Origin of the sequence: Rhodoferax sp., from assembly GCF_034519335.1 — a bacterium.
In the GTDB taxonomy this organism is placed as follows: domain Bacteria; phylum Pseudomonadota; class Gammaproteobacteria; order Burkholderiales; family Burkholderiaceae_C; genus Allorhodoferax.
This window is the reverse complement of record NZ_JAXHOL010000023.1, coordinates 15,356-40,135: the sequence shown is the minus strand read 5'-3', so window position 1 is coordinate 40,135 and position 24,780 is coordinate 15,356. Positions and strand designations below refer to the sequence as shown.

Annotated in this window: 26 protein-coding genes; 3 read left to right on the top strand and 23 right to left on the bottom strand. The window is 62.1% G+C overall.

What is annotated here, in order from left to right; all coding sequences use genetic code 11:
• Positions 1 to 3 precede the first annotated feature (3 nt).
• Genes U5O12_RS09775 through hemN form a run of 5 tightly spaced genes read right to left on the bottom strand, consistent with a single transcriptional unit; the run spans position 4 to position 5,121 of the window.
• Positions 4 to 894 carry a DMT family transporter gene (locus U5O12_RS09775; protein WP_322578451.1) on the bottom strand — a complete coding sequence of 297 codons (891 nt, stop codon included), beginning with the start codon at positions 892 to 894 and terminating at the stop codon, positions 4 to 6.
• Complete coding sequence (gene dusA, locus U5O12_RS09770) at positions 881 to 1,897, bottom strand: tRNA dihydrouridine(20/20a) synthase DusA (RefSeq protein ID WP_322578450.1); 1,017 nt, start codon at positions 1,895 to 1,897, stop codon at positions 881 to 883. The genes U5O12_RS09775 and dusA overlap by 14 nt, the downstream gene beginning before the upstream one ends.
• Before the next feature lie 25 nt (positions 1,898 to 1,922).
• Complete coding sequence (locus tag U5O12_RS09765; RefSeq protein ID WP_322578449.1) at positions 1,923 to 2,987, bottom strand: sensor domain-containing diguanylate cyclase; 1,065 nt, start codon at positions 2,985 to 2,987, stop codon at positions 1,923 to 1,925.
• 40 nt (positions 2,988 to 3,027) lie between these two features.
• A complete protein-coding gene (locus U5O12_RS09760; RefSeq protein WP_322578448.1) occupies positions 3,028 to 3,711 on the bottom strand; it encodes a sulfite exporter TauE/SafE family protein in 684 nt (227 codons plus the stop codon).
• Positions 3,712 to 3,720: 9 nt separating this feature from the next.
• Positions 3,721 to 5,121, bottom strand: a complete 1,401-nt coding sequence (gene hemN, locus U5O12_RS09755) for an oxygen-independent coproporphyrinogen III oxidase (protein ID WP_322578447.1) — start codon at positions 5,119 to 5,121, stop codon at positions 3,721 to 3,723.
• A 190-nt stretch (positions 5,122 to 5,311) separates the two neighbouring features.
• Here hemN and fnr point away from each other — a divergent pair, with 190 nt between their 5' ends.
• The gene (fnr, locus tag U5O12_RS09750) at positions 5,312 to 6,031 is read left to right on the top strand and encodes a fumarate/nitrate reduction transcriptional regulator Fnr (protein WP_322578500.1); all 720 of its coding nucleotides are present in this window, start codon (positions 5,312 to 5,314) and stop codon (positions 6,029 to 6,031) included.
• Here fnr and U5O12_RS09745 read toward each other — a convergent pair whose 3' ends face one another.
• The 9 genes from U5O12_RS09745 to U5O12_RS09705 form a co-directional block, all read right to left on the bottom strand.
• Positions 6,032 to 6,268 carry a hypothetical protein gene (locus tag U5O12_RS09745; RefSeq protein ID WP_322578446.1) on the bottom strand — a complete coding sequence of 79 codons (237 nt, stop codon included), beginning with the start codon at positions 6,266 to 6,268 and terminating at the stop codon, positions 6,032 to 6,034. It lies immediately after the preceding gene.
• 16 nt (positions 6,269 to 6,284) lie between these two features.
• On the bottom strand, positions 6,285 to 6,569 hold the full coding sequence (locus tag U5O12_RS09740; protein ID WP_322578445.1) for a FixH family protein: 285 nt from the start codon (positions 6,567 to 6,569) through the stop codon (positions 6,285 to 6,287).
• 9 nt (positions 6,570 to 6,578) lie between these two features.
• A complete protein-coding gene (gene ccoG / locus U5O12_RS09735; protein WP_416221474.1) occupies positions 6,579 to 8,048 on the bottom strand; it encodes a cytochrome c oxidase accessory protein CcoG in 1,470 nt (489 codons plus the stop codon).
• Between the two features lie 24 nt (positions 8,049 to 8,072).
• The gene (gene ccoP / locus U5O12_RS09730; protein WP_322578444.1) at positions 8,073 to 8,987 is read right to left on the bottom strand and encodes a cytochrome-c oxidase, cbb3-type subunit III; all 915 of its coding nucleotides are present in this window, start codon (positions 8,985 to 8,987) and stop codon (positions 8,073 to 8,075) included.
• A gap of 19 nt (positions 8,988 to 9,006) precedes the next feature.
• Positions 9,007 to 9,144: a cbb3-type cytochrome oxidase subunit 3 gene (locus tag U5O12_RS09725; RefSeq protein ID WP_094478699.1), complete on the bottom strand. Its 138-nt coding sequence runs from the start codon at positions 9,142 to 9,144 to the stop codon at positions 9,007 to 9,009.
• 18 nt (positions 9,145 to 9,162) lie between these two features.
• A complete protein-coding gene (ccoO, locus tag U5O12_RS09720) occupies positions 9,163 to 9,789 on the bottom strand; it encodes a cytochrome-c oxidase, cbb3-type subunit II (RefSeq protein WP_322578443.1) in 627 nt (208 codons plus the stop codon).
• Positions 9,790 to 9,802: 13 nt separating this feature from the next.
• The gene (ccoN, locus tag U5O12_RS09715; protein WP_322578442.1) at positions 9,803 to 11,239 is read right to left on the bottom strand and encodes a cytochrome-c oxidase, cbb3-type subunit I; all 1,437 of its coding nucleotides are present in this window, start codon (positions 11,237 to 11,239) and stop codon (positions 9,803 to 9,805) included.
• Between the two features lie 98 nt (positions 11,240 to 11,337).
• Complete coding sequence (gene ccoS, locus U5O12_RS09710) at positions 11,338 to 11,475, bottom strand: cbb3-type cytochrome oxidase assembly protein CcoS (RefSeq protein WP_322578441.1); 138 nt, start codon at positions 11,473 to 11,475, stop codon at positions 11,338 to 11,340.
• Positions 11,475 to 13,799 (bottom strand): cation-translocating P-type ATPase, encoded by a 2,325-nt coding sequence (locus U5O12_RS09705; RefSeq protein ID WP_322578440.1) that lies wholly within the window; start codon positions 13,797 to 13,799, stop codon positions 11,475 to 11,477. Before U5O12_RS09705 ends, ccoS begins: the two co-directional genes overlap by 1 nt.
• Before the next feature lie 104 nt (positions 13,800 to 13,903).
• On the opposite strand from U5O12_RS09705, the gene U5O12_RS09700 reads away from it, so the two are divergent.
• On the top strand, positions 13,904 to 14,347 hold the full coding sequence (locus tag U5O12_RS09700; protein WP_322578439.1) for a universal stress protein: 444 nt from the start codon (positions 13,904 to 13,906) through the stop codon (positions 14,345 to 14,347).
• Between the two features lie 36 nt (positions 14,348 to 14,383).
• On the opposite strand, the gene U5O12_RS09695 is transcribed toward U5O12_RS09700, so the two are convergent.
• The 9 genes from U5O12_RS09695 to U5O12_RS09655 form a co-directional block, all read right to left on the bottom strand.
• Positions 14,384 to 15,448, bottom strand: coding sequence for an HD domain-containing phosphohydrolase (locus U5O12_RS09695; RefSeq protein ID WP_322578438.1), 1,065 nt, complete (start codon positions 15,446 to 15,448; stop codon positions 14,384 to 14,386).
• 55 nt (positions 15,449 to 15,503) lie between these two features.
• On the bottom strand, positions 15,504 to 17,036 hold the full coding sequence (locus U5O12_RS09690; RefSeq protein ID WP_322578437.1) for a malonyl-CoA synthase: 1,533 nt from the start codon (positions 17,034 to 17,036) through the stop codon (positions 15,504 to 15,506).
• 44 nt (positions 17,037 to 17,080) lie between these two features.
• Positions 17,081 to 17,911: an enoyl-CoA hydratase/isomerase family protein gene (locus U5O12_RS09685; RefSeq protein ID WP_322578436.1), complete on the bottom strand. Its 831-nt coding sequence runs from the start codon at positions 17,909 to 17,911 to the stop codon at positions 17,081 to 17,083.
• Positions 17,912 to 17,954: 43 nt separating this feature from the next.
• Positions 17,955 to 18,962 (bottom strand): tripartite tricarboxylate transporter substrate binding protein, encoded by a 1,008-nt coding sequence (locus tag U5O12_RS09680; RefSeq protein WP_322578435.1) that lies wholly within the window; start codon positions 18,960 to 18,962, stop codon positions 17,955 to 17,957.
• A gap of 46 nt (positions 18,963 to 19,008) precedes the next feature.
• Positions 19,009 to 20,508 carry a malonyl-CoA decarboxylase domain-containing protein gene (locus tag U5O12_RS09675; RefSeq protein ID WP_322578434.1) on the bottom strand — a complete coding sequence of 500 codons (1,500 nt, stop codon included), beginning with the start codon at positions 20,506 to 20,508 and terminating at the stop codon, positions 19,009 to 19,011.
• Positions 20,505 to 21,173, bottom strand: a complete 669-nt coding sequence (locus U5O12_RS09670) for a GntR family transcriptional regulator (RefSeq protein WP_322578433.1) — start codon at positions 21,171 to 21,173, stop codon at positions 20,505 to 20,507. The genes U5O12_RS09675 and U5O12_RS09670 overlap by 4 nt, the downstream gene beginning before the upstream one ends.
• Positions 21,174 to 21,263: 90 nt before the next feature.
• Positions 21,264 to 22,082 (bottom strand): prolipoprotein diacylglyceryl transferase, encoded by an 819-nt coding sequence (gene lgt / locus U5O12_RS09665; protein ID WP_322578432.1) that lies wholly within the window; start codon positions 22,080 to 22,082, stop codon positions 21,264 to 21,266.
• Between the two features lie 53 nt (positions 22,083 to 22,135).
• Entirely contained in the window at positions 22,136 to 23,995 is a 1,860-nt protein-coding gene (ilvD, locus tag U5O12_RS09660; RefSeq protein WP_322578431.1) for a dihydroxy-acid dehydratase, read from the bottom strand.
• 66 nt (positions 23,996 to 24,061) lie between these two features.
• Complete coding sequence (locus U5O12_RS09655; RefSeq protein ID WP_322578429.1) at positions 24,062 to 24,307, bottom strand: TIGR04438 family Trp-rich protein; 246 nt, start codon at positions 24,305 to 24,307, stop codon at positions 24,062 to 24,064.
• Positions 24,308 to 24,403: 96 nt separating this feature from the next.
• On the opposite strand from U5O12_RS09655, the gene U5O12_RS09650 reads away from it, so the two are divergent.
• Positions 24,404 to 24,718: a c-type cytochrome gene (locus U5O12_RS09650; RefSeq protein WP_322578428.1), complete on the top strand. Its 315-nt coding sequence runs from the start codon at positions 24,404 to 24,406 to the stop codon at positions 24,716 to 24,718.
• The last annotated feature ends 62 nt before the right edge of the window (positions 24,719 to 24,780 follow it).

The following is a 24,780-nucleotide window of genomic DNA, read 5'->3' as shown; positions in this document are numbered from 1 at the left end:
GTCTTAGCGCCGCGACACCCAGTACACACCGGGCAGAATCAGCGCGGCCCCCACCACATGGTGCACACCCAGCGGCTCACCCAACACGCCCCAGGCAGCCAAGGCTGCGTATAACGGACCCAGGTACAGCGTGACCGCCACCCGGCTCGCGCCCAGCACTTTTTGCGCGGCGCCATAAATCCAGTACGCTCCCAAGCCCGGCGCCAGCGCCGCGGCCAGCACCAGCCAAGTGGCGGCCCACGACCAGGCGGGCGTTTCAGGCAAGCCGGCTTCCCACACCGCGCAAGGGATCAGCACCAGCACGCCACCGGCACAAATGGCCGCCAGCCGCGCGGTGGAGCCCAGCGGGCTGGGCCATAGCTTTTGCAGCAACGCGTAGGCCGCCCAGGCGACCATGGCCGCCACGATCCACGCGTCACCCACCACCCATTGCACCTGGCCCAGTGCCAGCCACTGGCCTTGGACCACCACATGCACCACACCGGCCAGCGCAACCATTACGCCCGCCACTTGTGTCCAGCGGAAATGTTCACCCAACCACAGCACCGCACCCACGGCAATCAGCACCGGCGACGCGGCATAAATGAGGGCGATGTTCATGGCGCCGGTGGTGCGCGCACCCAGGTAAACCCAGGCACCGCAGACCAACATGCCGCAAAAGCCCAACAACACGTACTGGTACCAAACGGCAAGAATGGCACGGCGCTGGGCCCACAGCTCATGCCGTGCCACGGCGCCCAGCAGCATGCCGGCGATGGCCCAGCGCCCCAGCGCCAGCGCATACGGCGCCACGGTGCCGGGCGCCCAGCGCGCGACGATGAAATTCACCGCCCACAACGCAGGAATGAGCCACAGCCCCAGCAGGGCCCAGCGCTCCTGCTCAGGCCGCAGCAAGCGCAGTGCCCCGGGCAATCGCCATCACGTCACGGGCAGGCAGGGTCTTGAGGCGGTGGTCGCTCCACACCTGGCGCCACTTGCGCGCACCCGGCAAGCCGTGGCGCAGGCCCAGCATGTGGCGGGCGATGCTGTACCAAGAGGTACCGTGCTCTGCAGCTTCCCGCTCCATGTACTCCACCATAGCCAATTCAACGCTATCCCTCGTCAGCTCTGCGGGAGCAGCTCCGAAAAACGTAGCATCCCACTCGGCCAGCCACCAGGGGTTGTGGTAGGCCTCGCGGCCCAGCATCACGCCGTCCACATGCTCCAGCTGCTCGGCCACCTGCGCGCTGGTGGTCAGCCCGCCGTTGATGGCGATGGTGAGGTGGGGAAAGTCTTGCTTGAGCTGGTGCACCAGCTCGTAGCGCAAAGGGGGAATCTCGCGGTTTTCCTTCGGGCTCAGTCCCTTGAGCCAGGCGTTGCGGGCGTGGGCGATGAACACGGTGCAGCCCGCGTCGGCTACGGTGCCCACAAAGTCGCGCACAAAGCCATAGCTCTCTTCTTTGTCGATGCCAATGCGGTGCTTCACCGTTACCGGCACGTCCACCACATCCACCATGGCCTTCACGCAGTCGGCCACCAGTGGCGCCTCGTTCATCAGGCAGGCACCGAAGGCACCGCGTTGCACACGCTCGCTGGGGCAGCCGCAGTTGATGTTGATTTCGTCATAGCCCCAGTCTTGGCCCAGTTTGGCAGCCTGCGCCAGGTCCGCCGGCTCACTGCCGCCCAGCTGCAGGGCCACAGGGTGCTCTTCAGCGTTGAAGCGCAGGTGGCGCGGCACGTCGCCGTGGATGAGGGCACCGGTGGTCACCATCTCGGTGTAGAGCAAAGCGTGGCGGCTCAGCAAGCGGTGGAAATAGCGGCAATGGCGATCCGTCCAGTCCATCATCGGCGCGACGGACAGGCGCCAAGGATTGAAAATGGACGTGGGGGTGCCGGACAGTGGCAAGACAGAAGACATGGGCGGGATTATCCCAGCCCGGCCTCTAAAGCTGCAGGTTTACCCGATTTCGGCCTGCTTGCTTGGCTTGGTACAGGGCTTGGTCAGCCCGGTGCACAAGGTCGGCGGGGTCTGTCTCGGCTGCGGCCATGGCAGTGCCAACACTCACGGTCACGGGCCTGTGCAAGCCCTGCAAGGCTTGCACGGCCTGGCGAATGCGCTCCGCCGCAGCCCGTGCGTCTGCCACCTGGGTGTCGGGCAAGATGACGGCAAACTCCTCGCCCCCGTAGCGCGCCACGTGGTCGTAGGCCCGGGCCTGCGATTTGATGGCAGCGGCCACCGCCTGCAGCGCCTGGTCTCCAGCCAGGTGACCATACTGGTCGTTATAGGCTTTGAAATGGTCTACATCCACCATCATGAGCGCCATGGGCGAACGCGTGCGCAGGCTGCGGGCATATTCATTGGCCAGCAACCGGTCAAAGGCACGGCGGTTTTTCAAGTTGGTTAGCACGTCGGTCAGGCTTTGCTCGGACAGCTCTTCGTTGAGCTCCTGCAACTGCTTCTGCGCCTCTTCCAGCTCACGCTGGCGCAGGCCATGTGCGCGCGACAGCAATTCCAGCTCGGCATTGGCGCGGCGCAGCGCCAGCAGCTGCACCACTTGACGCGACAAAGCTTTGAGCGCCTCGGCCTGGGCTTCGGTGAGTTTGCGCGGCACGCGATCAATCACACACACCGTGCCCAAGGCTGCCCCCGACGGCGTGAGCAAGGGGACGCCAGCATAAAAGCGCACCCCTTCGGCCCCAGTCACCAGCGGGTTGTTGGCAAAACGGCTGTCCTCGAGCGCATCAGGCACCTCCATAAGGGCCTCCGGCTCGGTAATGGCATGGGCACAAAACGCGATACCGCGCGGCGTTTCCATCTCGTTCATGCCGACCCGGGCCTTGAACCACTGGCGGTCTTCGTCCACCAGGGAAATCAGGGCAATCGGTGTGTCGCAAATAAACGCCGCGAGCTTGACGACGTCGTCATAGGCCTGCTCTGCGGCGGAATCCAGAATGCCAAAGCGGCGCAACTCTTCCAGTCGCAAAGCCTCAGCAGCGGTTCGATCCATCGGGCGAGCCCTCCAACAGGGGGTGGTTTCTTGATGCGCATCAAGGTGTGATGCACCATGGCGCCTGATTGTGCACCAGCCCCATCCACAAAGCCCATCCCGAACTGGCCGCCAAGGCAACACCCGCCAGCCGCACCCCCCAGGTTCCATCGCCCATTCGGCCACCCTGCAGGCGCAACCACAGCCAGGGCCCCAGCAGCATGGTGACCGAGGTGCCCAGGGCGAACAAGGCCATCACCCCAGCGCCGCTCACCACATCGCCCGCCAGCGCAGCCACCAGCAGGGCTGAATACAGCAAGCCGCACGGCAACAAGGCCCACAGCATGCCCAGGCCCAGCGGCGCGCCGCGGCCCCAACGCAGGCCCAGGCTGCGGGTGCGGCTCCAGATCGCGCGGGCCCCTGTCTGTAGCCACAGTGGCTGGCGCCCCAACCAGAGCAACAACAGCCCCAACACCAGTGCCGCCACGTGCACCATGGACCAGACGGGGCGCAGCGCTGCGCTTTGCACCGTCAGCCAGCCCAGTCCCTGCATGGACGCGGCAGCCAGCGCACCCAGCACGGCATAGCCGAGCACGCGACCGATTTGGAACAGAAAGAGCGCAGAGTTTTGGCGCGGACCCGCTGCCTGCCCGATACCGGCGCAGGCGGCGCCACACATGGCCACACAGTGCGGCCCGCCCACCAGACCCATCACCAGGGCCGTGAGTGCCAGAGAAGATTGCATCAGACGATGCTAAATGATCTTGGAAAAGCGGGCGCGGGTGCGGTCGGTTTGCAAGTATTTGTCAAACACCATGGCCACCGCACGCACAAAAAACCAGCCTTGAGCGGTGACCTGGATGCCTGCATCGTCCACCACCACCATGCCTTGGTCAGCCAGACCTTGCAGTGCCGCCATCTCGCTGGCGAAATAGTTTTTGAAGTCCACCAGATAGGCCAGGTTGATGGACTCAAACTGCAGTTGGCCTTGGCACATCAGCGCCATGATGACAGCGCGGCGCACCAGATCATCGCGGGTGACGGCCAGACCCCGGACCACCGGAAAGCGCCCTTGGTCCAGATAGTCGTAGTACTCATCCAGCGTTTTGGCGTTCTGGCTGTAGGTGGCGCCTATGCGGCCAATGGCCGACACACCCAATGCAATCAGGTCGCAGTCGGGTTGGGTGCTATAGCCCTGGAAGTTGCGGTGCAGCCGCCCTTGGCGCTTGGCCACAGCCAGCGAGTCCTCGGGCAAGGCAAAGTGGTCCATGCCCACATACACATATCCGGCACCGATGAAGGCCGCCAGCGAACGCGACAACATGGACACCTTGGCGCCCGCACTGGGCAGCTCCACCGTGGCAATGCGTCGCTGCGGCTTGAAGCGCTCAGGCAGGTGCGCGTAGGCATACAGCGCGATGCGATCGGGTCGCAACTGGTTTACCTGCGCCAAGGTGCGGTCAAACGACTCGGGGCTTTGTTGTGGCAGGCCGTAGATCAGGTCCACATTGATGGATTCAAACCCGCGTGCACGTGCGGCCTCTACCAGCGCAAACACCTGCTCCGCGGGCTGCACCCGGTGAACTGCTTTTTGCACGGCGGCGTCAAAATCCTGCACGCCAAAGCTCAGGCGGTTAAAGCCCAGCTCGGCCAGCGTGTCCAGGCGCTGCGCGTCAATGGTGCGGGGGTCCACCTCGATCGAGTATTCGCCACCCGGTGCGAGGTGGAAGTTGCGGCGCAGCATCCCCATCAGCTCGTGCAACTCGGCATCACTCAAAAACGTGGGGCTGCCCCCGCCCAGATGCAGCTGGCTGACCGTTTGGCCCGTCCCCATGCGTTGCGTGTGCAAGTCCACCTCGCGACTCAGGTAGCGCAAATACGTCGCAGCCTTGTCGTGGTGTTTGGTGATAATTTTGTTGCAGGCGCAGTAGTAGCAGAGCGACTCGCAAAAGGGGATATGGATATACAAGGACAACGGCAGCGCCAAGGCGGAGGCGCCGCTCCGGCGCTGGGCCAGGGCCTGGGCGTAGTCATCTGCTGTGAAGGCCTCCACAAATCGGTCCGCCGTGGGATACGAGGTGTAACGCGGCCCCGAGACGTCGAATCGGGTCAACAAATTTTCTGAGATGGGCGGCGTGTCGAGGACTGCGTTCATGGATACTCCAAACTGGCCCGGTAAATATCACCCAAACACCTGCTGCCGACATTGATACAGATCAAGTTCCGCGTGGGTGCATGGGCAGATAATTGACTTGCATCAGGGGAACCATATGTTTGAACCAAGCACTCCATCCACCAAGGCAAACGAGGCCAACGCCACCATTGCCATCGCATCCGCAACGCCCCTGACCTCCCAGAGCATCAAGGTCGCCTGCTCCAACTGCAACCTGCGCGAGCTGTGCATGCCCCTGGGCCTGAGTCCCAGCGAGCTGGACAAGATTGATGACGTGGTGGCCAGCCGCCGCAAAGTCAAACGCGGCGGCACCCTCTTCCGCAATGGCGAACGCTTTACCAGCCTGTACGCCATCCGTACTGGCTTCTTCAAGACCTGCGTGGCCTCCGAGGATGGGCGTGACCAGGTCACGGGTTTTCAGATGGCAGGGGAAGTGATTGGTCTGGACGGTATCGTCAACGACCACCACACCTGCGATGCCGTGGCGCTGGAAGATGCCGAAGTTTGCGTGATGCCGTTTGACCGCATTGAAGAACTCTCGCGCGAGGTGAATGCACTGCAACGCCACGTGCACAAAATCATGAGCCGCGAAATCGTGCGGGAAAACGGCGTGATGCTACTGCTGGGCAGCATGCGCGCCGAGGAGCGCCTGGCCGCGTTTCTGTTGAACTTGGTGCAACGCTTGCACGCGCGAGGTTTCTCGCAATCCGAACTGGTGCTGCGCATGACGCGCGAAGAGATCGGCAGCTACTTGGGCCTGAAACTTGAGACCGTGAGCCGAACCTTCTCCAAGTTTGTGGAAGACGGCATTGTGGAGGTCAAGCAGCGCCACGTGCGCATCCTCAACACCGACGCCCTCAAGGACATCGTGAACCCCAAGGTCTGCAACTGATCAGTCGTTAAGCTCCGCGGGGCTGAGGCACAGCAGTGCCGCCAGTCCGCTGGCAACCAGCGTGACCGCCCAAAACGCAAAAAACGCCACGGTGTAAACACCTTGGCGCGAGAACTCCAGAGGCTGCCCCAGCCAGTGCAGCTCATGCGGGTCGACAAACGCAAACACCAAGACCTCCAGCAAACATGCCGTCAAAAAGGCTGGCCACACAATCGCGGTCCATTTGGCTTTGCGCATGGTGAGCCCTCGTTAGTCAGGGTTTTGGCTGAGCAACAGGCGGCTTGACACCGGTGGCCGCGTGGTTGCGCGCTTGCATGGCGGGAGCCAAGCTCTCAGGGGCGCCCTCCAGCGTGCGATTGATCTCAATGCCTTTTTGGTAGTAATTCTGGTCCACCACCGGGTCCGCACCCGACATGGCCAAATACAGGGTCACAAAACCTGCGACCACCACAATGGCAGGGCCAGAGAGCACCAACCAGACATGACCAAATTGCCACCAAGGTTGTGGCGAATGGGAAGCGGAAGTGGAAGAGTCCATATGCAATCCTTAACGGGGAACGATAAACACCGATTTTTCGGTCACTGTGATGTCTTTGGCCGCATTGGCCACTTCAAATTGGATGGGATGGGAGCCCGCGGGTACTGCTTCATAGGGCACTTGCACCCGCACCGCAACCCAACGTGCCTGCGTGGACCCAACTGCCAGCGAAGGCGCATCGAGCTGTGTCGTGATGCCTTCGATACCCGTAGCGCTGATGCTGAAATCCTGGTCTAGCTCAGTGGCATTCATGACCTGCAAGCGGTACACGTTTTCGATCTTGCCCCCCTGCACAATGCGCGCCAGCGTGCCACGGTCACGCACCACATCCACCTTGAAGGGCGAACGCAAAGCCAGACTCACCAACATGGCCACAATTACCGCCAGCAGAATTCCGGTGTACACCAGCACCCGGGGGCGCAGCACGTGGCGAATCGTCTGGGCACGGGTCCAGTGCTGGCTCACGGCATTTTGTGTGGAGTACTTCACCAAGCCGCGGGCATAGCCCATCTTGTCCATCACCGTGTCGCACACATCGGCACACGCACCGCAGCCAATGCATTCGTACTGCAAACCCTTGCGAATGTCGATGCCGGTGGGGCACACCTGCACACACAGGCTGCAGTCCACACAAGCACCCAGGTTCAACGCCAATGGATCGGCCTTGCGCGACCGTGCACCGCGAGGCTCTCCGCGCTCTTGGTCGTAGGTCACGATCAGCGTGTCCTTGTCAAACATCGCGCTTTGGAAGCGGGCATAGGGGCACATGTACTTGCACACCTGCTCACGCATATAGCCAGCATTGCCATAGGTGGCAAAGCCGTAGAACAGAATCCAGAAACTCTCCCAAGGACCCAAGCCCCAGTGCAGGACTTCCTGGCTCAGGGTTTGGATGGGCGTGAAGTAGCCCACGAAGGTAAATCCTGTCCACAGGGAGACGGCAATCCACATGCCCTGCTTGGCCGATTTACGCCACACCTTGTCCCAGCTCCAGGGGGCAGCATCGCGGCGCATGCGGGCGGAACGGTCCCCCTCGGCCAGCTTCTCCATCCAGAGAAAGATTTCGGTGTACACCGTTTGGGGACAGGCATAGCCGCACCAGAGACGCCCCGCAACTGCCGTGAACAGGAACAGCGAGAGGGCAGAGATCACCAGAATGCCGGTGAGATACACAAAGTCCTGCGGGTACAGAACCAAATTAAAAATATAAAACCGCCGCGCGCCGAGATCAAAAAGCACGGCCTGGCGCTGCCCCCACTCCAACCAGGGCAGGCCATAAAACACCAGTTGCGTGAGGAACACCAGCGCCCAACGCCACTTGCTGAAATACCCACTCACACTGCGAGGGTAGATCTTCTTGTGGGCCTCGTACAAGGCCACCATCTCGGCATCGGCTCCGGGCGGTGGCTCTATCGGGCCTCGGTCCGGGGACGGTGCAATTGGAATGACCTTGCGGGTCGAGTCGGGTGCTGTGTTCAACACAATGTCCTGAATACAGGTCGCTTACTTGGCAGGCACGCCGTTGTTGGACATGCCCCAGACATAGGCAGCGAGCACCTGGATCTGCGCTGCAGTCAACTTGTCGGCCTGTGCGGGCATCTGGTTGACCTTGCCGTTGTTGACCATGGCAACAATGGCATTTTCACCGTAGCCATGCAGCCAAATGTCATCGGCCAAGTTGGGAGCACCCAAGGCAATATTGCCTTTGCCATCTGCGCCGTGGCAAGCGGCACAGGCAGCGAACTTGGGTTTGCCCAGCGCGGCACGCACCGAGTCGTGTGGGCTGCCCGACAGGCTCAGTACGTAATGGGCCACATTCTTCACGTCATCCCCAGTGCCGACGGCCGCTGCCATGGGAGGCATCTGGCCGATGCGACCCAAGGTCAGTGTTTCAGCGATTTTTTCTGGAGTACCACCGTGCAACCAATCGGCATCGGTCAGGTTGGGGAACCCCTTGGAGCCGCGGGCGTCTGAGCCGTGGCACTGCGAGCAGTTGTTCATGAACAAGCGCTCACCAATCGCATGGGCCTGCGGGTCTTTGGACACGTCCTCAGGCTTCATGGCCGCAAACTTGGCATACAGCGGGGCCACTTCCTGGTTGCCCTTGGCTACTTCAGCCTGGTACTGCCCCTCTTGGGTCCAGCCCAGTTTGCCAGCCGACTTGCCCAGCCCGGGGTACAGCGCCAGGTACACGCCAGCAAACACAATGGTGATGACGAACAGCCACACCCACCAGCGGGGCAAAGGGTTGTTCATCTCGCGCAGGTCACCGTCCCACACGTGGCCTGTGGTGTTGTCATTGGCAGTCATGGCCTTGGCCTTGCCGCTGAACCACAGCAGCAGCAAACACGCCACGATGCCAATCACCGTGATGGCCGCCACGTAGACGGACCAGAAGTTACTCGTAAAGTCGCTCATTTGTATTCCTTATGCGGGTTCAGTCCTGCTCAAAAGGCAGGTTGGCAGCTTGCGCAAAATCACCCGAGCGGCGCTTGGACCACGCCCACCAGACAATGCCGACAAACACCACCAGGCTGACCAAGGTGGTCACGGAACGCAGGGTATTGATGTCCATGGAAATCTCCCTTTCGCTTTACTTGAGTGCCAAACCAAGGACCTGCAGGTAGGCAATGGTGGCCTCCAGCTCGGTCTTGCCCTTCACCTCTTCTGGTGCTTTGGCAATCTGCTCATCGGTATAAGGCACGCCTACGGTGCGCAGGGCTTTCATGCGGGCTGGCATCTCGGCAGCTGCCACCAGATTTTTTTCGAGCCATGGGTAGGCAGGCATGTTGGACTCGGGAACCACATCGCGCGGGTTCACCAAGTGAATGCGGTGCCATTCGTCGCTGTACTTGCCGCCCACGCGGGCCAGATCCGGGCCGGTGCGCTTGCTGCCCCATTGGAAAGGGTGGTCATACACCGACTCACCCGCCACAGAGTAGTGGCCATAGCGCAATGTCTCGGCACGGAAGGGACGGATCATCTGCGAATGGCAGTTGTAGCAACCCTCGCGGATGTAGACGTCGCGCCCCGCCAACTGCAGTGCGGTGTAGGGCTGGATGCCCTTGATCGGCTCGGTGGTGGACTTCTGGAAGAACAGCGGAACAATTTCCACCATACCGCCCACCAGCAAGACCAGCAGGATCAACACAATCATCAAGAAGTTGTTGGTCTCAATCTTCTCGTGCGACAAGCCAGAGGTTTTGGTTTCGTTAGCCATATTCTTGTTCTCCTTAGGCATGAGCCACAACAGTCGGAATGGTCACCGTAGTGGCCCGACCCGCAGTCGCGGTCTTGAGGGTGTTCCACAACATGATCAGCATGCCGCCCAGGTACAAGAGCCCGCCCAGCAAACGCAGCACGTAGAAGGGATAGGTGGCCTTCACCGACTCCACAAAGGTGTAGGTCAGGGTTCCGTCTGGGTTGATAGCGCGCCACATCAGGCCTTGCATCACACCGGCAATCCACATGGCGGCGATATAGATCACGATACCGATGGTGGCTACCCAGAAGTGCAGCTCAATGGCTTTGACACTGAACATCTGCTTTTGGCCAAACAAGCGGGGAATCAGGTAGTACATGGAGCCCATGGTCACCAGGCCCACCCAACCAAGAGCGCCGGAGTGCACGTGTCCCACGGTCCAGTCGGTGTAGTGGCTCAGGGCGTTCACGGTCTTGATGGACATCATGGGGCCCTCGAAAGTGGACATGCCGTAGAAAGACAAGGACACGATCAGGAAGCGCAGGATGGGGTCGTCACGCAGTTTGTGCCATGCGCCGGACAAGGTCATGATGCCGTTGATCATGCCGCCCCAGCTGGGCGCCAACAGGATCAGGGAGAACACCATACCCACGGACTGGGTCCAGTCGGGCAGCGCGGTGTAGTGAAGATGGTGGGGACCGGCCCACATGTAGGTGAAGATCAGCGCCCAGAAGTGGACGATGGACAGGCGGTAGCTGTAGACAGGACGACCTGCCTGCTTGGGAATGAAGTAATACATCATGCCCAGGAAGCCTGCGGTCAGGAAGAAGCCCACCGCGTTGTGGCCGTACCACCACTGCACCATGGCATCTTGCACACCAGCGTAGGCCGAGTAAGACTTCATGAAGCCCGCAGGAATGGCAGCGCTATTGACCAGGTGCAGGATGGCTACCGCCAGAATAAAAGCACCAAAGAACCAGTTGGCCACATAGATGTGCTTGACCTTGCGGGTACCGACGGTGCCGAAAAACACCACAGCAAACGACACCCAGACCAGCGTGATCAGGATGTCGATGGGCCACTCCAGTTCAGCGTATTCCTTGCCCTGGGTGTAGCCCAGCGGCAGCGAAATCGCAGCAGCCAGAATGACCAGCTGCCAGCCCCAGAAAGTAAAAGATGCCAGCTTGTCGCCGAACAAGCGTACCTGGCAAGTGCGCTGCACCACATAGTAGGCCGAAGCAAACAGACCGCAACCACCAAACGCAAAAATCACTGCATTGGTGTGCAGGGGCCGCAAGCGCCCGTATGAGAGCCATGGGATGCCAAGGTTGAGCTCGGGCCAAGCGAGCTGGGCGGCGATGATCACACCGACCAGCATGCCCACCACCCCCCAGACCACGGTCATGATGGCGAACTGGCGCACAACGCTATCGTTGTAAACCGTCGCCTGTTGATTTGGAAATGCCATATTTACCTCTTCTTGGATTACTGCAAACCGAGTGTCTTACCGCCCCTGCCCGCTCGGGTTGACCCAAATCAACCGGGGGCCTAAAAACCCTGGAACTTTTAGGGATCCCGCAAAATGCGATCGCCTTCAGACTCAATGTCTTCAAACTGCCCGCGGTCAATAGCCCACCACAGCCCGCCCAGAATGAAAAACACCAGCACCACCGACAGTGGGATCAACAAATACAAGATGTCCATCAAACCTCCAAAGACTGCGTTGACATGGGGCGTGGTGTACGCGCCAGGCGCAAAGCATTGAGCACCACCAACAAAGAGCTGCTAGCCATGCCCAACCCCGCCAACCACGCTGGCAAGTAGCCCGCCACGGCCAGTGGCACACAGGCGGCGTTGTAGGCCAGCGCCCACCACAGGTTTTGCCGAACGATGCGCTGCGTCTTGCGGGCCAACTGCAATGCGCCCACCACGGCATCCAGACTCCCCCCCATCACCACCAAATCCGACTGTGCCTGCGCCAGCGGTACCGCCTGCCCAAACGCAAAGGACGTGTGGGCACCCGCCAGCACCGGGCCATCGTTGAGGCCATCACCCACCATCGCGACGGTGTGCCCTTGGGCCTGCAGACGCTGCAAATAGGCCAATTTGTCAGCTGGCGAGCAGCCGCCTTGCGCGTGCGCTATGCCCGCTTGCTCTGCCACCAGCATTACCGCCTCGGGCCGGTCACCCGAAAGTACATGCACTTGAACTCCCTGTGCGCGCAGAGCAGAAACTACGGCGGGGACTTCGGGTCGCAAGTCCTCCTGCAATACAAAAGTAGCCAGCCATCCCTGGCTGTCAGCCAAGTGCACACTCAAGCCCTCTGGCACCACCGGGCTGGCGGTCAACTGACAAAAACTCGCAGAGCCCAGACGCAAGGCTTCGCCCACAACACCGGGCTGTGTCACGTTCAACACCTGGCCCGCGACACCCTGCCCGGCAGACTCCGCCACGGCCTGGCAGCTCCACGCCGACAAACCGATTTCTCGTTCTGCCGCCTGCACCAGGGCTTTGGATGCCGGGTGCAAAGAATGTCGGGCCAGCGCTGCAGCCATGGCCACAGCGTCGGTGCGGCTGACACCTTCACGCGTGTGAACCGCCCGCAAGGCCATGGCATCCCGTGTCAGGGTGCCGGTTTTGTCAAACACCACCGTATCCACGGCGGCCAAAGCCTCCAGACTGGGGAGGTTGCGGACCAATAACCCGGCGCGCGCCAGGGTGCCAGCTGCAGCCAACATGGCCGCAGGCGTTGCCAATGACAAGGCGCATGGGCATGTGACCACCAGCACCGCCACTGCCACCATGAGCGCATGACCAGGGTCTTGCGGCCACCACCAGGCGCAGGCCAACCCAGCAGCCGCCAGCACGGCCAACAAAAAAGGCTTGGCCAGGCGATCCGCCAGCAAGGCGCCGCGCGGCTTGGTCGTGGAGGCGCTCTCCATCAATGCCACGATCTGCGCAAAACGCGTGGCTTCTCCTACGTGGGTGATTTTTATCAGCACCGTGGCATGCAGGTTGTGGCTGCCAGCCACCACTGTGGCGCCCACGCCGCGCGGCAGCGGATGTGATTCACCACTGAGCAAGGCCTCATCCACCAAGGTACTGCCCTGCTCCACCAGGCCATCGGCCGCGAAGGCTTCGCCGGGCTGCACCCGCACCACATCACCGGCGACCAGGCGGCGCACGGCCACACGCTCAAAATCGCCCTGCGCTGTTTGGCGCTCCACACTGTCGGGCAGTCGGTTCATCAGCGCCTCCAGCGCACCGGCGGTGCGGTCACGCAGGCGCAGCTCCAGCCAGCGGCCCGTGAGCAAGAAGAAGACAAACATGGTGAGCGAGTCGAAATACACCTCACGACCAAAGATGCCTTGCGGGTCGAAGGTACCGGCGGTGCTGACCACAAAGGTGATCACCATGCCCAGTGCCACCGGCAGGTCCATGCTGATGCGCAGCTGCGCCACATCGCGCAGCGCACTTTTGAAAAATGGTCCACAGGAAAACAGGATCACCGGCAAGGTGAGCACCCAGGAGGCCCAGCGCAGCAGTTGCTCCATCTCGCCGGTCAAATCGCCAGGCTGGGCCACATAGGCGGGCCACGCGTACATCATGACCTGCATCATGCACAGGCCCGCCACCAGCCACCGCCACAGTGCTTGACGCGAGGCTGCGCGCCTGCGCTCACTGGCAAATACGTCGTTGGCAGGCACCGCGCGGTAGCCCGCCTGCTGCACCGCCTGCATCCAGCCCGAGGGCTGCACCACCGCCGACGACCACACCACGCGCGCACGCTGGCTGGCGGCACTGACCTGCGCACTGCGTACGCCAGGCACTCGGCGCAACGCATCCTCCACCGTCAGGGAACAGGCTGCACAGTGCATGCCTTCTATGACTACGCTGGACTCCCACTGCGCAGGGTCATACTGGTCAGCGCGACTGAAAGCGCCCCACTCCTGCGGGTCGTCCAACAACGCCAGCGTAGCTGCCGAATGGGGCGCAAGCGGTGGTGAGGTCAGAGTTGCAGCAGTCATGGTGGAGAGTGTGCCGAGTCCGATGCATGAAAAGCTTGATTCAGATCAAGTCATCTTCTGGGCGCAAGCGTAATCTGAAAGCTTCCAAGTCACAAGGAGTCTTCATGTACCAGCGTATTCTTGTTCCCACCGATGGCAGCGCCCTCTCCAAAAAGGCCGTGACCAGCGCCATTGCCCTGGCCAAACTCTGCAACGCCGAGCTGGTGGCGCTGAAAGTGGTGCCGCGCTACCCGCAGTCCTACTTTGAAGGAGGCATTGCGCTGGCGCCTGCAGAGGTGAAACAAGTCGAAAAAACCTGGGGCGACGCCGGGCAGGCTGTGGTCGATGCAGTGAAGAAAGCCGCAGCCGCCAAAGGTGTTGAGGCCAAGGCCGTGGTGGTGCGTTCCGATGTGGTGTCCGACGCCATCTTGGCTGCCGCCAAGAAGCACCAATGCGACCTGGTGGTCATGGCCTCGCACGGGCGCAAGGGCATCAAACGCCTGCTGCTGGGCAGCGAGACGCAACACGTGCTGACCCACGCTGCCATTCCCGTGCTGATTTTGAAGTAGATCGAGCTCTAGCCCTCGCGGACACTGCGCAGGCAGCTACAAAATAGAGAGCAATTTCGATTCGCCTGCATCTGCATGCAGGTCGCGCACTGCCAACACATCGTCCCAGGCGTTGAGAAAACTCTGCACGCAACGCGGGTCGAAATGGGTGCCGGAGCCTGCGGTGAGAAAGTCCACCGCAGCCTCCAGCGTCCAGGCTTTTTTGTAGGGTCGCTCGGAGGTGAGTGCGTCAAACACATCGGCCACCGCCACGATGCGGCTGAACAGCGGAATCGCCTCTCCCTTCAGACCCCGGGGGTAGCCGCTGCCGTCAAATTTCTCGTGGTGGCCAAGTGCGATTTCGGCCCCTGCCTGCAGCACCCGCGAGGCACTGCCCTTCAACAACTCGTAGCCATACACCGCGTGCTGCTGCATGACTGCGAATTCGGTTTCGCTCAGACGACCGGGCTTGAGCAAAATATTGTCTGCAATGCCCACCTTGCCGATGTCGTGCATGGGCGCGGCTTCCAGCAACAGATCTTGCTCTGCCTCGCTCAGGCCCAGCCCTTTGGCGATCAAGCGGGAGTAATGGGCCATGCGCGAGATGTGGGCGCCGGTCTCGGGGTCGCGAAATTCGGCCGCACGGGACAGGCGCATCACGGTGTCGCGCTCGCGCGCCAGAATTTCAGCCGTCGCCTTCTGCACTTCATCGGCGAGCCACGCGGCACGGTCGGCCAACTTGGTCCGGGCATCGCTCAAGATCAGCAGGTTTTTGGCGCGTGCCAGAAACTCCACCTTGTCCACCGGCTTGCCCAAAAAGTCATTGGCCCCGGCATCCAGCGCACGGTATCGCACCGGCTTCTGGTCCTTGGCGGTGACCATCATGATGGGGGTGATGTCCTTGCCCGGGATCTGGCGAAACCGTCGGATGAACTCCAGCCCATCCATGCCGTTCAGCGTGTAGTCCACGATCACCAGGTCGACTGGCTTGCCCTTGGCCCACGCCAAGGCCTCCACGGGGCTGGACAGGGGTATGGCCCGGCAGTCCCCCAGCTTTTCCACCAGCTCGCTGAGCAGGGCCAGGGCGGCGGGGGCGTCGTCAACGATGAGTACGTGCTGCATGACCAAAATATGACAAAGACCGGCCTACTGTAGCCGACGCTGGGCCACGCAGGACTTACACAGTGCGGTATTGCTCGCGCAGCAGGTTCTTTTGCACCTTGCCCATGGCGTTGCGCGGCAACTCGGGCACCACCACGCAGCGCTTGGGCACCTTGAAGTTGGCCAGCATGGCCTTCAGGGTGGCAATTACTTGCGTCGGGTCCACCGTGGCACCGGCCAACGGCACGATGACGGCCACGCCAACCTCGCCAAAGTCGGCGTTAGGCACGCCGACCACCGCGCTCTCTGCCACACCGGGCAGGTTGTTGATGTAGCCCTCGATCTCGGCGGGGTAGACGTTGTAGCCACCGCTGATGATGAGGTCTTTGCTGCGGCCCACGATGGTCACATAGCCGTCGGCATCTACGCGGCCCACATCACCGGTCTTGAAGAAGCCGTCGGCAGTGAACTCCTGCGCAGTTTTCTCCGGCATCTGCCAGTAGCCCAGAAACACATTGGGGCCCCGCACCTCAATGTTGCCGGTCTCGCCTTGCGGCAGGGGCTTGCCCGCGTCGTCGCACACGCGCAGCTGCACACCGGGCAAGGGCTGGCCCACGGTGCCCACCTTGCGTTCGCCATCCGCCACGCGGCCGGGGTTGGAGGTGAGCATCACGGTCTCGGACATGCCGTAACGCTCCAGAATCGTGTGGCCGGTGCGGGCCTGCCACTGGTGGTGCGTGTCCACCAGCATGGGGGCGGAACCGGAGACAAAGAGGCGCATGTTTTTGGTGACCTGTGCGGTAAGTCCGGCCTCGGCCAGCAGGCGCACATAAAGCGTGGGCACGCCCATGAAGACCGTGGCGCGCGGCAGGTGCTGCAGCACCACCTTGGGGTCGAACTTGGCACACCAGACCATCTTGCTGCCATTGATGAGCGCGCCGTGGATGGCGACAAACAGGCCGTGCACGTGGAAGATGGGCAGCGCGTGAATCAGCACATCGCCCGGCTGCCAATCCCAATAGCGGTGCAGCACACGCGCATTGCTCAGCAGGTTGCCGTGGCTCAGCATGGCGCCCTTGCTGCGGCCGGTGGTGCCACTGGTATAGATGATGACAGCGAGGTCATCGGGCTTGCGTTGCACCATGGTGTGGGTGGTGGGGAACTGGCTGGCGCGGTCCAAAAGCGAGCCGGTGCGGTCGTCATTGAGCGTGAACACGTGGGCCGTTCCGGCCATGAAGGCCATCTTGCTGACCCACCCAAAGTTGCGCGCACTGCACACCACCATGGCGGGCTTGGCGTCTTCGATGAAATAGGCCATCTCCGCGCTTTGGTAGGCGGTGTTGAGCGGCAGATAAACCAGACCGGCGCGCAGCGTGGCCAGGTACAGCACCAGCGCTTCCACCGATTTTTCCACCTGTACCGCAATTCGGGCGCCCTTGGGCAGCTCCAAAAACTCGAACAGATTGGCCACCATGGCGGTGGCCTGGTCCAGGTCGGACCAGCTGTACTGCAAGCCGCTGTCGGTCTCAACCGCGCAGGCGCTCAGGTCGGCGGGAAAGGCGGCGCGCAGTGCGGCAAAGAGGTTGGCATTCTCGGAGGGGTGGGCCATGGTCGTGTCTCGGGTGTCGGTGGTCAGAGTCGGATGTCGGGAGATTAAAACTGCGGCTTGCGCTTAGCCAGAAAGGCGCTGATGCCTTCGCGATGCTCGGCACTGTCGGCGTAGGCATACGCCGCATCGGGCACGAGCGCCGAATTCGCTATTAAATCAGGAGCTGCTTGCGCATAATCCACGAGGGCTAGAGGCTTATTTGATGCCAAAATAGCACGCAGGGTCTGCTTGTTCAGGCGTGCGGCCTGCGGCGCCAGTCCGGCTATGCGTTGCACCAGCGCCTGGCAGTAGCCCGCCACCTCGGCATCGGCCAGCACCTGGGTCAGAAAACCGTGTGCCAGCATGGCCGATGCATCAAACACCTCGGCCGCGAGCAGCATGGCGCGCGCTACCGTGGTGCCAGCGGCCTGCGCCACCAGCGCAGCCTCTTTGGGTGCCATGGGAAAGCCCAGCCGCGCAATCGGGGCGCCAAAACGGGCCGAAGCACCGGCGAGCCGCAAGTCGCAGCAGCTGGCCATCTCTACGCCCGCGCCCATGCAGTTGCCTTCGATCTGCGCGACGATGGGCACATCACAGTCCAGCATCGCCTGCAGGCCGCCCCACACCTCGTCCTCGTGGAACTGGCGCAGTTCGGCCTCGTTGAAACGGAAGCTGGGGTACTCGGCAATGTCGCCACCCGCGCAGAAGTGACCACCCTCCCCGCGCAGCAGGACGCAGCGGGCTTGCGGGTCAGCCTGCAGGGCGGTGAACACGGCTTTGAGCTCGCGCCACATGGCGCGCGACATGGCGTTGAATTTGCCGGGGTGGGACAGCGTGATGCTGACCACGCCCTGCCCCTCGCCCGCGCCACGTGTGACCAAAATACTTCCTGCCATGCGTGCCTTTTGCTACCTTTTGCTGCCTGTGGGTGTTTCTGTTTCAGTCCAGCTTGGCGCCAGAGGCTTTCACCACCGCGGCCCAGCGCTTTACCTCGGCGGCCACAAAGGCACCGAACTGCGCGGGCGTGAGCTTGCCAAACTCGGCGCCGTTGTTGGCCCAGCTGGCCTTGATCTCGTCGGCGGCGGCCAGGCGGTTTACCTCTTCCACAATGCGCGCCTGCACATCGGCCGGCGTGCCCTTGGGCGCCCACAGGCCGTACCAGGTGGTCACGGTGTAGTCGGGCAGGCCCAACTCACCCGCGCAGGGCACGTCCGGGAAAGCCGGGTTGCGCTTGGTGCCAGACACCATGAGCGCCTTGATACGTCCGCCCTTGATGTGGGCTGCGGATGAACCCAGGCCGTCAAACATCATGTCCACACTGCCGGCCATCAAGTCTTGCAACGCGGGGCCCGCACCGCGGTACGGAATGTGGGTAATGAAGGTATTGGTTTGCTGTTTGAACAGCTCGCCCGCCAGGTGGTGGGATGTGCCGCCACCGGCGGAGCCGTAGTTCATCTTGCCGGGGTTGGCCTTGACCTGCGCCAGAAAGGCCTTGAAGTCGCCCGGCACGTTCTTGGGGTTCACCACCAGCACCTGGGGCACGTTGGCCACCAGTGCCAGCGGGATGAAGTCTTTCTGGATGTCGTAGTCCAGCTTGGGGTACATGCTGGGGGCAATGGCGTGGTGCACCGCGCCCATGAACAGGGTGTACCCGTCAGGCGCCGCCTTGGACGCAATGCTGGCGCCCAGTGTGCCGCCCGCGCCACCGCGGTTGTCAATCACCAGCTGGGTGCCGGTGAGCTTGGCAAACTGGGCCGCCATGGGGCGCGCAAACGCGTCGGTACCACCACCGGCCGGGAAAGGCACCACCAGGCTCACAGGCTTGGCAGGCCACTTGGCCTGGGCCAGCGCGGCCAAGGGCGCCAGCGCCCAAGTGGCCGCGGCGGCGGCGCCGGTGGCAAGAAGGCTGCGACGGCTGGTGCCATCAGGTTTGGGGAATCGGGTCATGCTTGTCTCCTGTTTGTTATCGGCTGGGCACACACTAAAAACACGCTCAAAAAAACAGCTCACTGATGGCCGGAGCCACCGGAATCTTGCCCTGGGACAGCAGCTCGCGGTGCTTGTCCAGGCGCTTGAGGTCGTAGAGGTAATTGACCATCAAACCATACGATTGTTTGAGGCCCTTGGGCGAGGGGTCGCTGGCCCAGTTGAGCCGCTCCACGCGGGCGCCATTGCCCAGGTGAAAACGCGCCACCGCGTCCAGCGGACGGCCCTGCACGGTCTCTTGCCCCAGGTACTGCGCGGCGCAGCGCAGCAGCATCAGGCGCACGGCGGACGCCGGTTTGAGCGCCAGCGGCGACTCGGCCGCTGCCAGAAAATGCGCAGCGGAGGCAGGCTCAAAACCCACGGCGCGCCCCAGCTCCGCATGACTCTTGGCGTCCAGGCGCTCCAACGCAGCCGCCGCGTTTTTTCCCAACCAGGACCGGAACCCCGGAATCGGCGACAACGTGGCAAAGGTCTTGAGTTTGGGAAATTCGGCCTTGAGTGTTTCCACCACCCGTTTGATCAACGAGTCGCCAAAACTCACGCCGCGCAGACCTTCCTGCGTGTTGCTGATGGAGTAAAAAATGGCGGTGGTGGCAGCGCCCAGATCTGAGGCATCGGCCGACTCATCCAGCAGCGGCGTGATGCTGTCGGCCAGCGCATCGACCAGCGCCACCTCCACAAAAATCAGCGGCTCGTCGGGCAGGCGCGGGTGGAAGAAGCCGTAACACCGGCGGTCCGAGTCGAGCCGATTCTTCACATCGGCCCAACTCTTGATGTCGTGCACCGCCTCGTACTTGATGAGTTTTTCCACCAGCGAGGCCGGCGAGTCCCAGCTGATGCGGCGCAGCTCCAGAAAGCCCACATCAAACCACGTGGAGAACATGTACTCCATCTCCACATCCAGCGCCTGCAGGCGCTTGTCGCCCTTCAGGGCCGGTTGCATCTCGGCGCGCAGGTTCACCAAAAAGCGGATGCCGGTGGCGTCGGCGCTAAAGCGCTGCAGCACACGCCGGCGCGGCGACACGGTGGCGCGGCGGTAGTGCACCTCGGCAGCGGCCTCGTCGGGTGTGCCCAGTGCGGCGGCAAACTTCGCTTGGGCGGCCTTCACCTTGTCCGGGTCGGCCATGAACATCTCGCTCATCAGCAGCCACATGTCCTGGCGCCGGGCCGGCGTGGCACCGGCGTACCACGCCATCAGCGCAGCCGCACGGCGTCCGCCCTCCACTTCGCTCACGCGGTCGTCAATCACGGCCTGCAGCTCCTGCAGCGTGCGGCGCAGCATGCGCGGCGACAGTGCCTCACCGGTGTGGCGCAAGGTGGCCTGCAGGCGCGCCCGGGTGCTGCGCTGGCCCACCGGCGCCTTGGCAGTGCCAGCACCTCCGGCGCTTTTTGCTACATCTTTAGGAGCTATTGGCGCAGACTCCACGGGCTCCGAGGCGTCTTTTGACTTGGAACTTTTGGGCATGAGCCGCGCCACATTGCGATTGATCCACGAGTCCTGGTTCATGCGAGCAACCTGCTTTTCTGGCTACGGGAGAGTTCGCGCAGCGCATCGCGCTGGCGCAGCAAATGGGTGCGCATGGTGGCGTCGGCGGCTTCGCCATCACGCGCCTTGATGGCGGCAAACACAGCCAGATGCTCGCTCAAGCTTTGCTCCAGGCGCCCCGGCGCATGCAACTGCTGCAAGCGCGCAAGCTTGAGGATTTTGCGCAAATCGGCAATCACCTGGGCCAGCCAGCGGTTGTTGGCCAGGGTGATGATGGCTTCGTGGATGGCGTAGTTGACCGCGTAGTAATCGGTAATGCGCTTGGCTGCGGCGTGCTGCTGCAGGCTGGTGTGCAGAGTCTCCAGCGCGGCAATGTCCGCATCGGTGGCATTGTGGCTAGCCTCCAGCGCACAGCGGCCTTCGAGCAGTGCGATCACGGGGAAGATCTCGTCCAGGTCCTGCTCGGTCACCTGGCTCACAAAACTTCCACGGCGTGGCTCATGGCGCACCAGGCCTTCTGCCGCCAGCACCTTGAGCGCTTCGCGCAGCGGTGTGCGTGAGATGGCCAATTCAGCACACAAGGCCACCTCATCGATGAAACTGCCCGGTGCCAGCGCTCCATCAAAAATCCGCGCCCGCAGGCCATCGGCGACCTCGTCGTGCAGGGAGTTGTGGATCAGTCGCATCGCCGTAATTTTCTGTAATTACGGATAATTACAAACCTGCAGACCGCGATGGTCAAGCCATTTCGGCCCGGTGTTTACCCTAGCAGGCGCTCAGGGTTTGGTGGTTTGGCGGCCGGCCCACAGCCACAGGCCGACGCCCCCCACCATCATGGGCACGCACAACCACTGGCCCATGCTCATGCCGGTTTGCTGCTGCAGCCACAGCAGGTGGGCATCGGGTTCACGGAAGAACTCCGCAACAAAACGGAAGACACCGTAGCCAAACAAAAATGCCGCAGCCACTTGCCCCTGCTTGCGCGGCTTGCTGGCGTACCACCACAGCAACATAAACAGCAGCAGGCCTTCCAAAAGAAACTGGTAGACCTGCGAGGGATGGCGTGGTGCATCCCCCGCGCCGCGAAATACCATTCCCCAAGGCAGCGTGGGGTCGGCCAGGCGCCCCCACAGCTCACCATTCAGGAAGTTGCCCACCCGTCCGGCAGCCAACCCTGTGGGCACGCAAGGCGCCACAAAGTCGGCCACTTGCCAGAACGAGCGGCCGCGCGACCGTGCAAACCAGACCATGGACGCAATCACGCCCAACATGCCCCCGTGAAAGCTCATGCCGCCCTGCCAGACAAAAAACACCTCCAGCGGGTGGGTGGCGTAGTAACCCGGCTTGTAAAACAGACAGTAGCCAATGCGCCCGCCCAAGACCACGCCCAACACGCCCAGAAACAGGATGTCTTCCACATCCTTGAAGCTCCAGGCGGCCTGCCCCTGCAAGGCGTTGTACGGTGCCTGGCGCAAGCGGCGGCTACCCAAGAACAGGAACAGCGCAAACGCCGCGAGGTAGGTCAGGCCATACCAGTGCACGGCCACAGGGCCGAGCTGGAGGGCAACAGGGTCAATTTGAGGGTGAATCAGCATGGGCAGCATTGTGCCCCGGCCCGGAGGCCGCTCAGGCCCCCAGGCGATGAATCTCAGTCGTCGAGCAGGGACAGGTCGCGCACCGCGCCCTTGTCGGCTGACATCACCAGCTTGGCATAGGCTTTGAGAGCGGCTGACACCTTGCGTGGGCGTGGCTGGGCGGGCTTCCAGCCCAGCGTGTCCTGCTCCACACGGCGCTTGGCCAACTCTTCGTCTGACACCAGCACATTGATGCTGCGATTGGGGATGTCAATGCGAATGCGATCGCCATTGCGCACCAGGCCAATGGCACCACCCGCCGCCGCCTCGGGCGAGGCGTGGCCGATGGACAGGCCGGATGTACCGCCCGAGAAACGGCCATCGGTCAGCAGCGCGCACGCCTTGCCGAGGCCTTTGGACTTGATGTAGCTGGTGGGGTACAGCATCTCTTGCATGCCGGGGCCGCCCTTGGGGCCTTCGTAACGCACGATGACCACGTCACCGGCCACCACCTTGTCGGCCAAGATATTGGCCACCGCCTCGTCTTGCGACTCCACCACGTGGGCAGGGCCTTCAAAGACCAGCAGGCTGTCGTCCACGCCTGCCGTCTTCACTACGCAGCCATTGAGCGCGATGTTGCCGACCAGCACGGCCAATCCACCCTCTTTGCTGAAAGCATGGTCAAACGAACGGATGCAACCCTCGGCGCGATCGGTGTCCAAGCTGGGCCAACGGGCGGCCTGGCTGAACGCCACTTGCGTGGGAATGCCACCGGGGCCGGCCATGTAAAAGGTCTTGACAGCGTCCGATGGATTGCGGGCAATGTCCCAAGCATCCAGTGCGTCCTTCATGGTCTTGCTGTGCACGGTGGGCACATCGGTGTGTAGGCGACCCGCACGGTCCAGCTCACCCAAAATGCCCATGATGCCGCCTGCGCGGTGCACGTCTTCAATGTGGTATTTGTTGGTGTTGGGCGCGACCTTGCACAACTGCGGCACGATCTTGGACATGCGGTCGATGTCGGCCATGGTGAAGTCGATTTCCGCTTCCTGCGCAATTGCCAGGATGTGCAGAATGGTGTTGGTGGACCCACCCATGGCAATATCCAGCGCGATGGCATTCTCAAACGCCTTGAAACCCATGGAACGCGGCAGGATGCTGCTGTCTTCTTCTTCGTAATAGCGCTTGCACAGTTCTACGGCCAGGCTGCCAGCGCGCTTGAACAGCTGCTCGCGGTCAGCGTGTGTGGCCACCACGGTGCCGTTACCTGGCAAGGACAGGCCCAACGCTTCGGTCAGGCAGTTCATGGAGTTGGCGGTGAACATGCCCGAGCACGAACCACAAGTAGGGCAGGCAGAGCGCTCCACTTCGGCCACATCGGCGTCGCTCACCTTGTCGTCGGCCGCCATCACCATGGCATCAATCAAGTCCAGCTTTTTGAACTCGATCTTTTGGGTGGTGGGGTTGAGGAGCTTGACCTTGCCCGCCTCCATGGGGCCGCCGGACACAAACACCACGGGAATGTTCAGGCGCATGGCGGCCATCAGCATGCCAGGGGTGATCTTGTCGCAGTTGGAGATGCAGACCATGGCATCCGCGCAGTGGGCGTTGACCATGTATTCGACACTGTCAGCAATGATGTCGCGGCTGGGCAGCGAATACAGCATGCCGTCGTGCCCCATGGCAATGCCATCGTCCACGGCAATGGTATTGAATTCCTTGGCCACACCACCCGCCGCTTCAATCTCGCGCGCCACCAGCTGGCCCAAGTCTTTGAGGTGCACATGGCCGGGCACGAACTGGGTAAAGCTGTTGACCACGGCGATGATGGGTTTGCTGAAGTCAGCGTCCTTCATGCCGGTGGCGCGCCACAAGGAGCGTGCACCCGCCATGTTGCGGCCGGCGGTGGAGGTCTTGGAACGGTAAGCTGGCATGGTGATTCTTGAAGATTCGGGGGGTGGATGGGCTAAAAACCAGCTGCAATTATGTCCCAGCGCCTCTTATCGGCGCTTCTTGCTGCCCAGAGTGCCTATGGCTTTGCGGTTTCTATCGATGCGCTCTTGTTTGCGTGCGTTTTCACGCTCCATGGCCTTGCGCTTGGTATACCCGGAACTGTCGGCCCAGGCCCACCACGCCACGGCCAAACCGAAAGGCGCGAGCACGGTCAACCAGGACCAGGCAGCCACTGGATCCACTTCCAGGTACTTCAACAACAAAAGCACCAAACCGATTCCCAGAAAATACATGACTGTCTCCTACTGGATTGCGCCAGCGCAAGCGTGGCGTCAACCTCTGTTACTACAATGGCGTTGAAGCACTGTAAACCAACCCACGAGGTCTCAATGAAAAAGTCCCTGATCACTTTGGCATTCGGCGCAAGCGCCATCCTGTCGGCTGCTCCCGCCTTTGCAGACTTGGCGCTGGCCACCTCCAAGAACTGCATGGCCTGCCATGCCGTAGACAAGAAACTGGTTGGCCCCGCCTACAAGGATGTGGCCGCCAAGTACAAGGGCGACAAGACCGCCGTGGACAAGCTGGCCACCAAAATCATCAAGGGCGGCAGCGGTGTCTGGGGTGCTGTGCCCATGCCTGCCAACGCCCAAGTCAACGAAGCAGACGCCAAAAAGTTGGCCGCCTGGGTGCTGGCCACCAAGTAAGGCCCGAGGAACAGCGGCCCGCTTGCAAAAGCCGGCCGCCCAAATAAAAAGCCGCCACACGC

Excerpts from the sequence above, each read along its gene's own strand:
- dusA (WP_322578450.1), bottom strand. The coding sequence starts at position 1,897 with ATGTCTTCTGTCTTGCCACTGTCCGGCACCCCCACGTCCATTTTCAAT.
- U5O12_RS09765 (WP_322578449.1), bottom strand. The coding sequence starts at position 2,987 with ATGGATCGAACCGCTGCTGAGGCTTTGCGACTGGAAGAGTTGCGCCGC.
- U5O12_RS09760 (WP_322578448.1), bottom strand. The coding sequence starts at position 3,711 with ATGCAATCTTCTCTGGCACTCACGGCCCTGGTGATGGGTCTGGTGGGC.
- hemN (WP_322578447.1), bottom strand. The coding sequence starts at position 5,121 with ATGAACGCAGTCCTCGACACGCCGCCCATCTCAGAAAATTTGTTGACC.
- U5O12_RS09745 (WP_322578446.1), bottom strand. The coding sequence starts at position 6,268 with ATGCGCAAAGCCAAATGGACCGCGATTGTGTGGCCAGCCTTTTTGACG.
- U5O12_RS09740 (WP_322578445.1), bottom strand. The coding sequence starts at position 6,569 with ATGGACTCTTCCACTTCCGCTTCCCATTCGCCACAACCTTGGTGGCAA.
- ccoP (WP_322578444.1), bottom strand. The coding sequence starts at position 8,987 with ATGAGCGACTTTACGAGTAACTTCTGGTCCGTCTACGTGGCGGCCATC.
- U5O12_RS09725 (WP_094478699.1), bottom strand. The coding sequence starts at position 9,144 with ATGGACATCAATACCCTGCGTTCCGTGACCACCTTGGTCAGCCTGGTG.
- ccoO (WP_322578443.1), bottom strand. The coding sequence starts at position 9,789 with ATGGCTAACGAAACCAAAACCTCTGGCTTGTCGCACGAGAAGATTGAG.
- ccoN (WP_322578442.1), bottom strand. The coding sequence starts at position 11,239 with ATGGCATTTCCAAATCAACAGGCGACGGTTTACAACGATAGCGTTGTG.
- ccoS (WP_322578441.1), bottom strand. The coding sequence starts at position 11,475 with ATGGACATCTTGTATTTGTTGATCCCACTGTCGGTGGTGCTGGTGTTT.
- U5O12_RS09705 (WP_322578440.1), bottom strand. The coding sequence starts at position 13,799 with ATGACTGCTGCAACTCTGACCTCACCACCGCTTGCGCCCCATTCGGCA.
- U5O12_RS09700 (WP_322578439.1), top strand. The coding sequence starts at position 13,904 with ATGTACCAGCGTATTCTTGTTCCCACCGATGGCAGCGCCCTCTCCAAA.
- U5O12_RS09695 (WP_322578438.1), bottom strand. The coding sequence starts at position 15,448 with ATGCAGCACGTACTCATCGTTGACGACGCCCCCGCCGCCCTGGCCCTG.
- U5O12_RS09690 (WP_322578437.1), bottom strand. The coding sequence starts at position 17,036 with ATGGCCCACCCCTCCGAGAATGCCAACCTCTTTGCCGCACTGCGCGCC.
- U5O12_RS09685 (WP_322578436.1), bottom strand. The coding sequence starts at position 17,911 with ATGGCAGGAAGTATTTTGGTCACACGTGGCGCGGGCGAGGGGCAGGGC.
- U5O12_RS09680 (WP_322578435.1), bottom strand. The coding sequence starts at position 18,962 with ATGACCCGATTCCCCAAACCTGATGGCACCAGCCGTCGCAGCCTTCTT.
- U5O12_RS09675 (WP_322578434.1), bottom strand. The coding sequence starts at position 20,508 with ATGAACCAGGACTCGTGGATCAATCGCAATGTGGCGCGGCTCATGCCC.
- U5O12_RS09670 (WP_322578433.1), bottom strand. The coding sequence starts at position 21,173 with ATGCGACTGATCCACAACTCCCTGCACGACGAGGTCGCCGATGGCCTG.
- lgt (WP_322578432.1), bottom strand. The coding sequence starts at position 22,082 with ATGCTGATTCACCCTCAAATTGACCCTGTTGCCCTCCAGCTCGGCCCT.
- ilvD (WP_322578431.1), bottom strand. The coding sequence starts at position 23,995 with ATGCCAGCTTACCGTTCCAAGACCTCCACCGCCGGCCGCAACATGGCG.
- U5O12_RS09655 (WP_322578429.1), bottom strand. The coding sequence starts at position 24,307 with ATGTATTTTCTGGGAATCGGTTTGGTGCTTTTGTTGTTGAAGTACCTG.
- U5O12_RS09650 (WP_322578428.1), top strand. The coding sequence starts at position 24,404 with ATGAAAAAGTCCCTGATCACTTTGGCATTCGGCGCAAGCGCCATCCTG.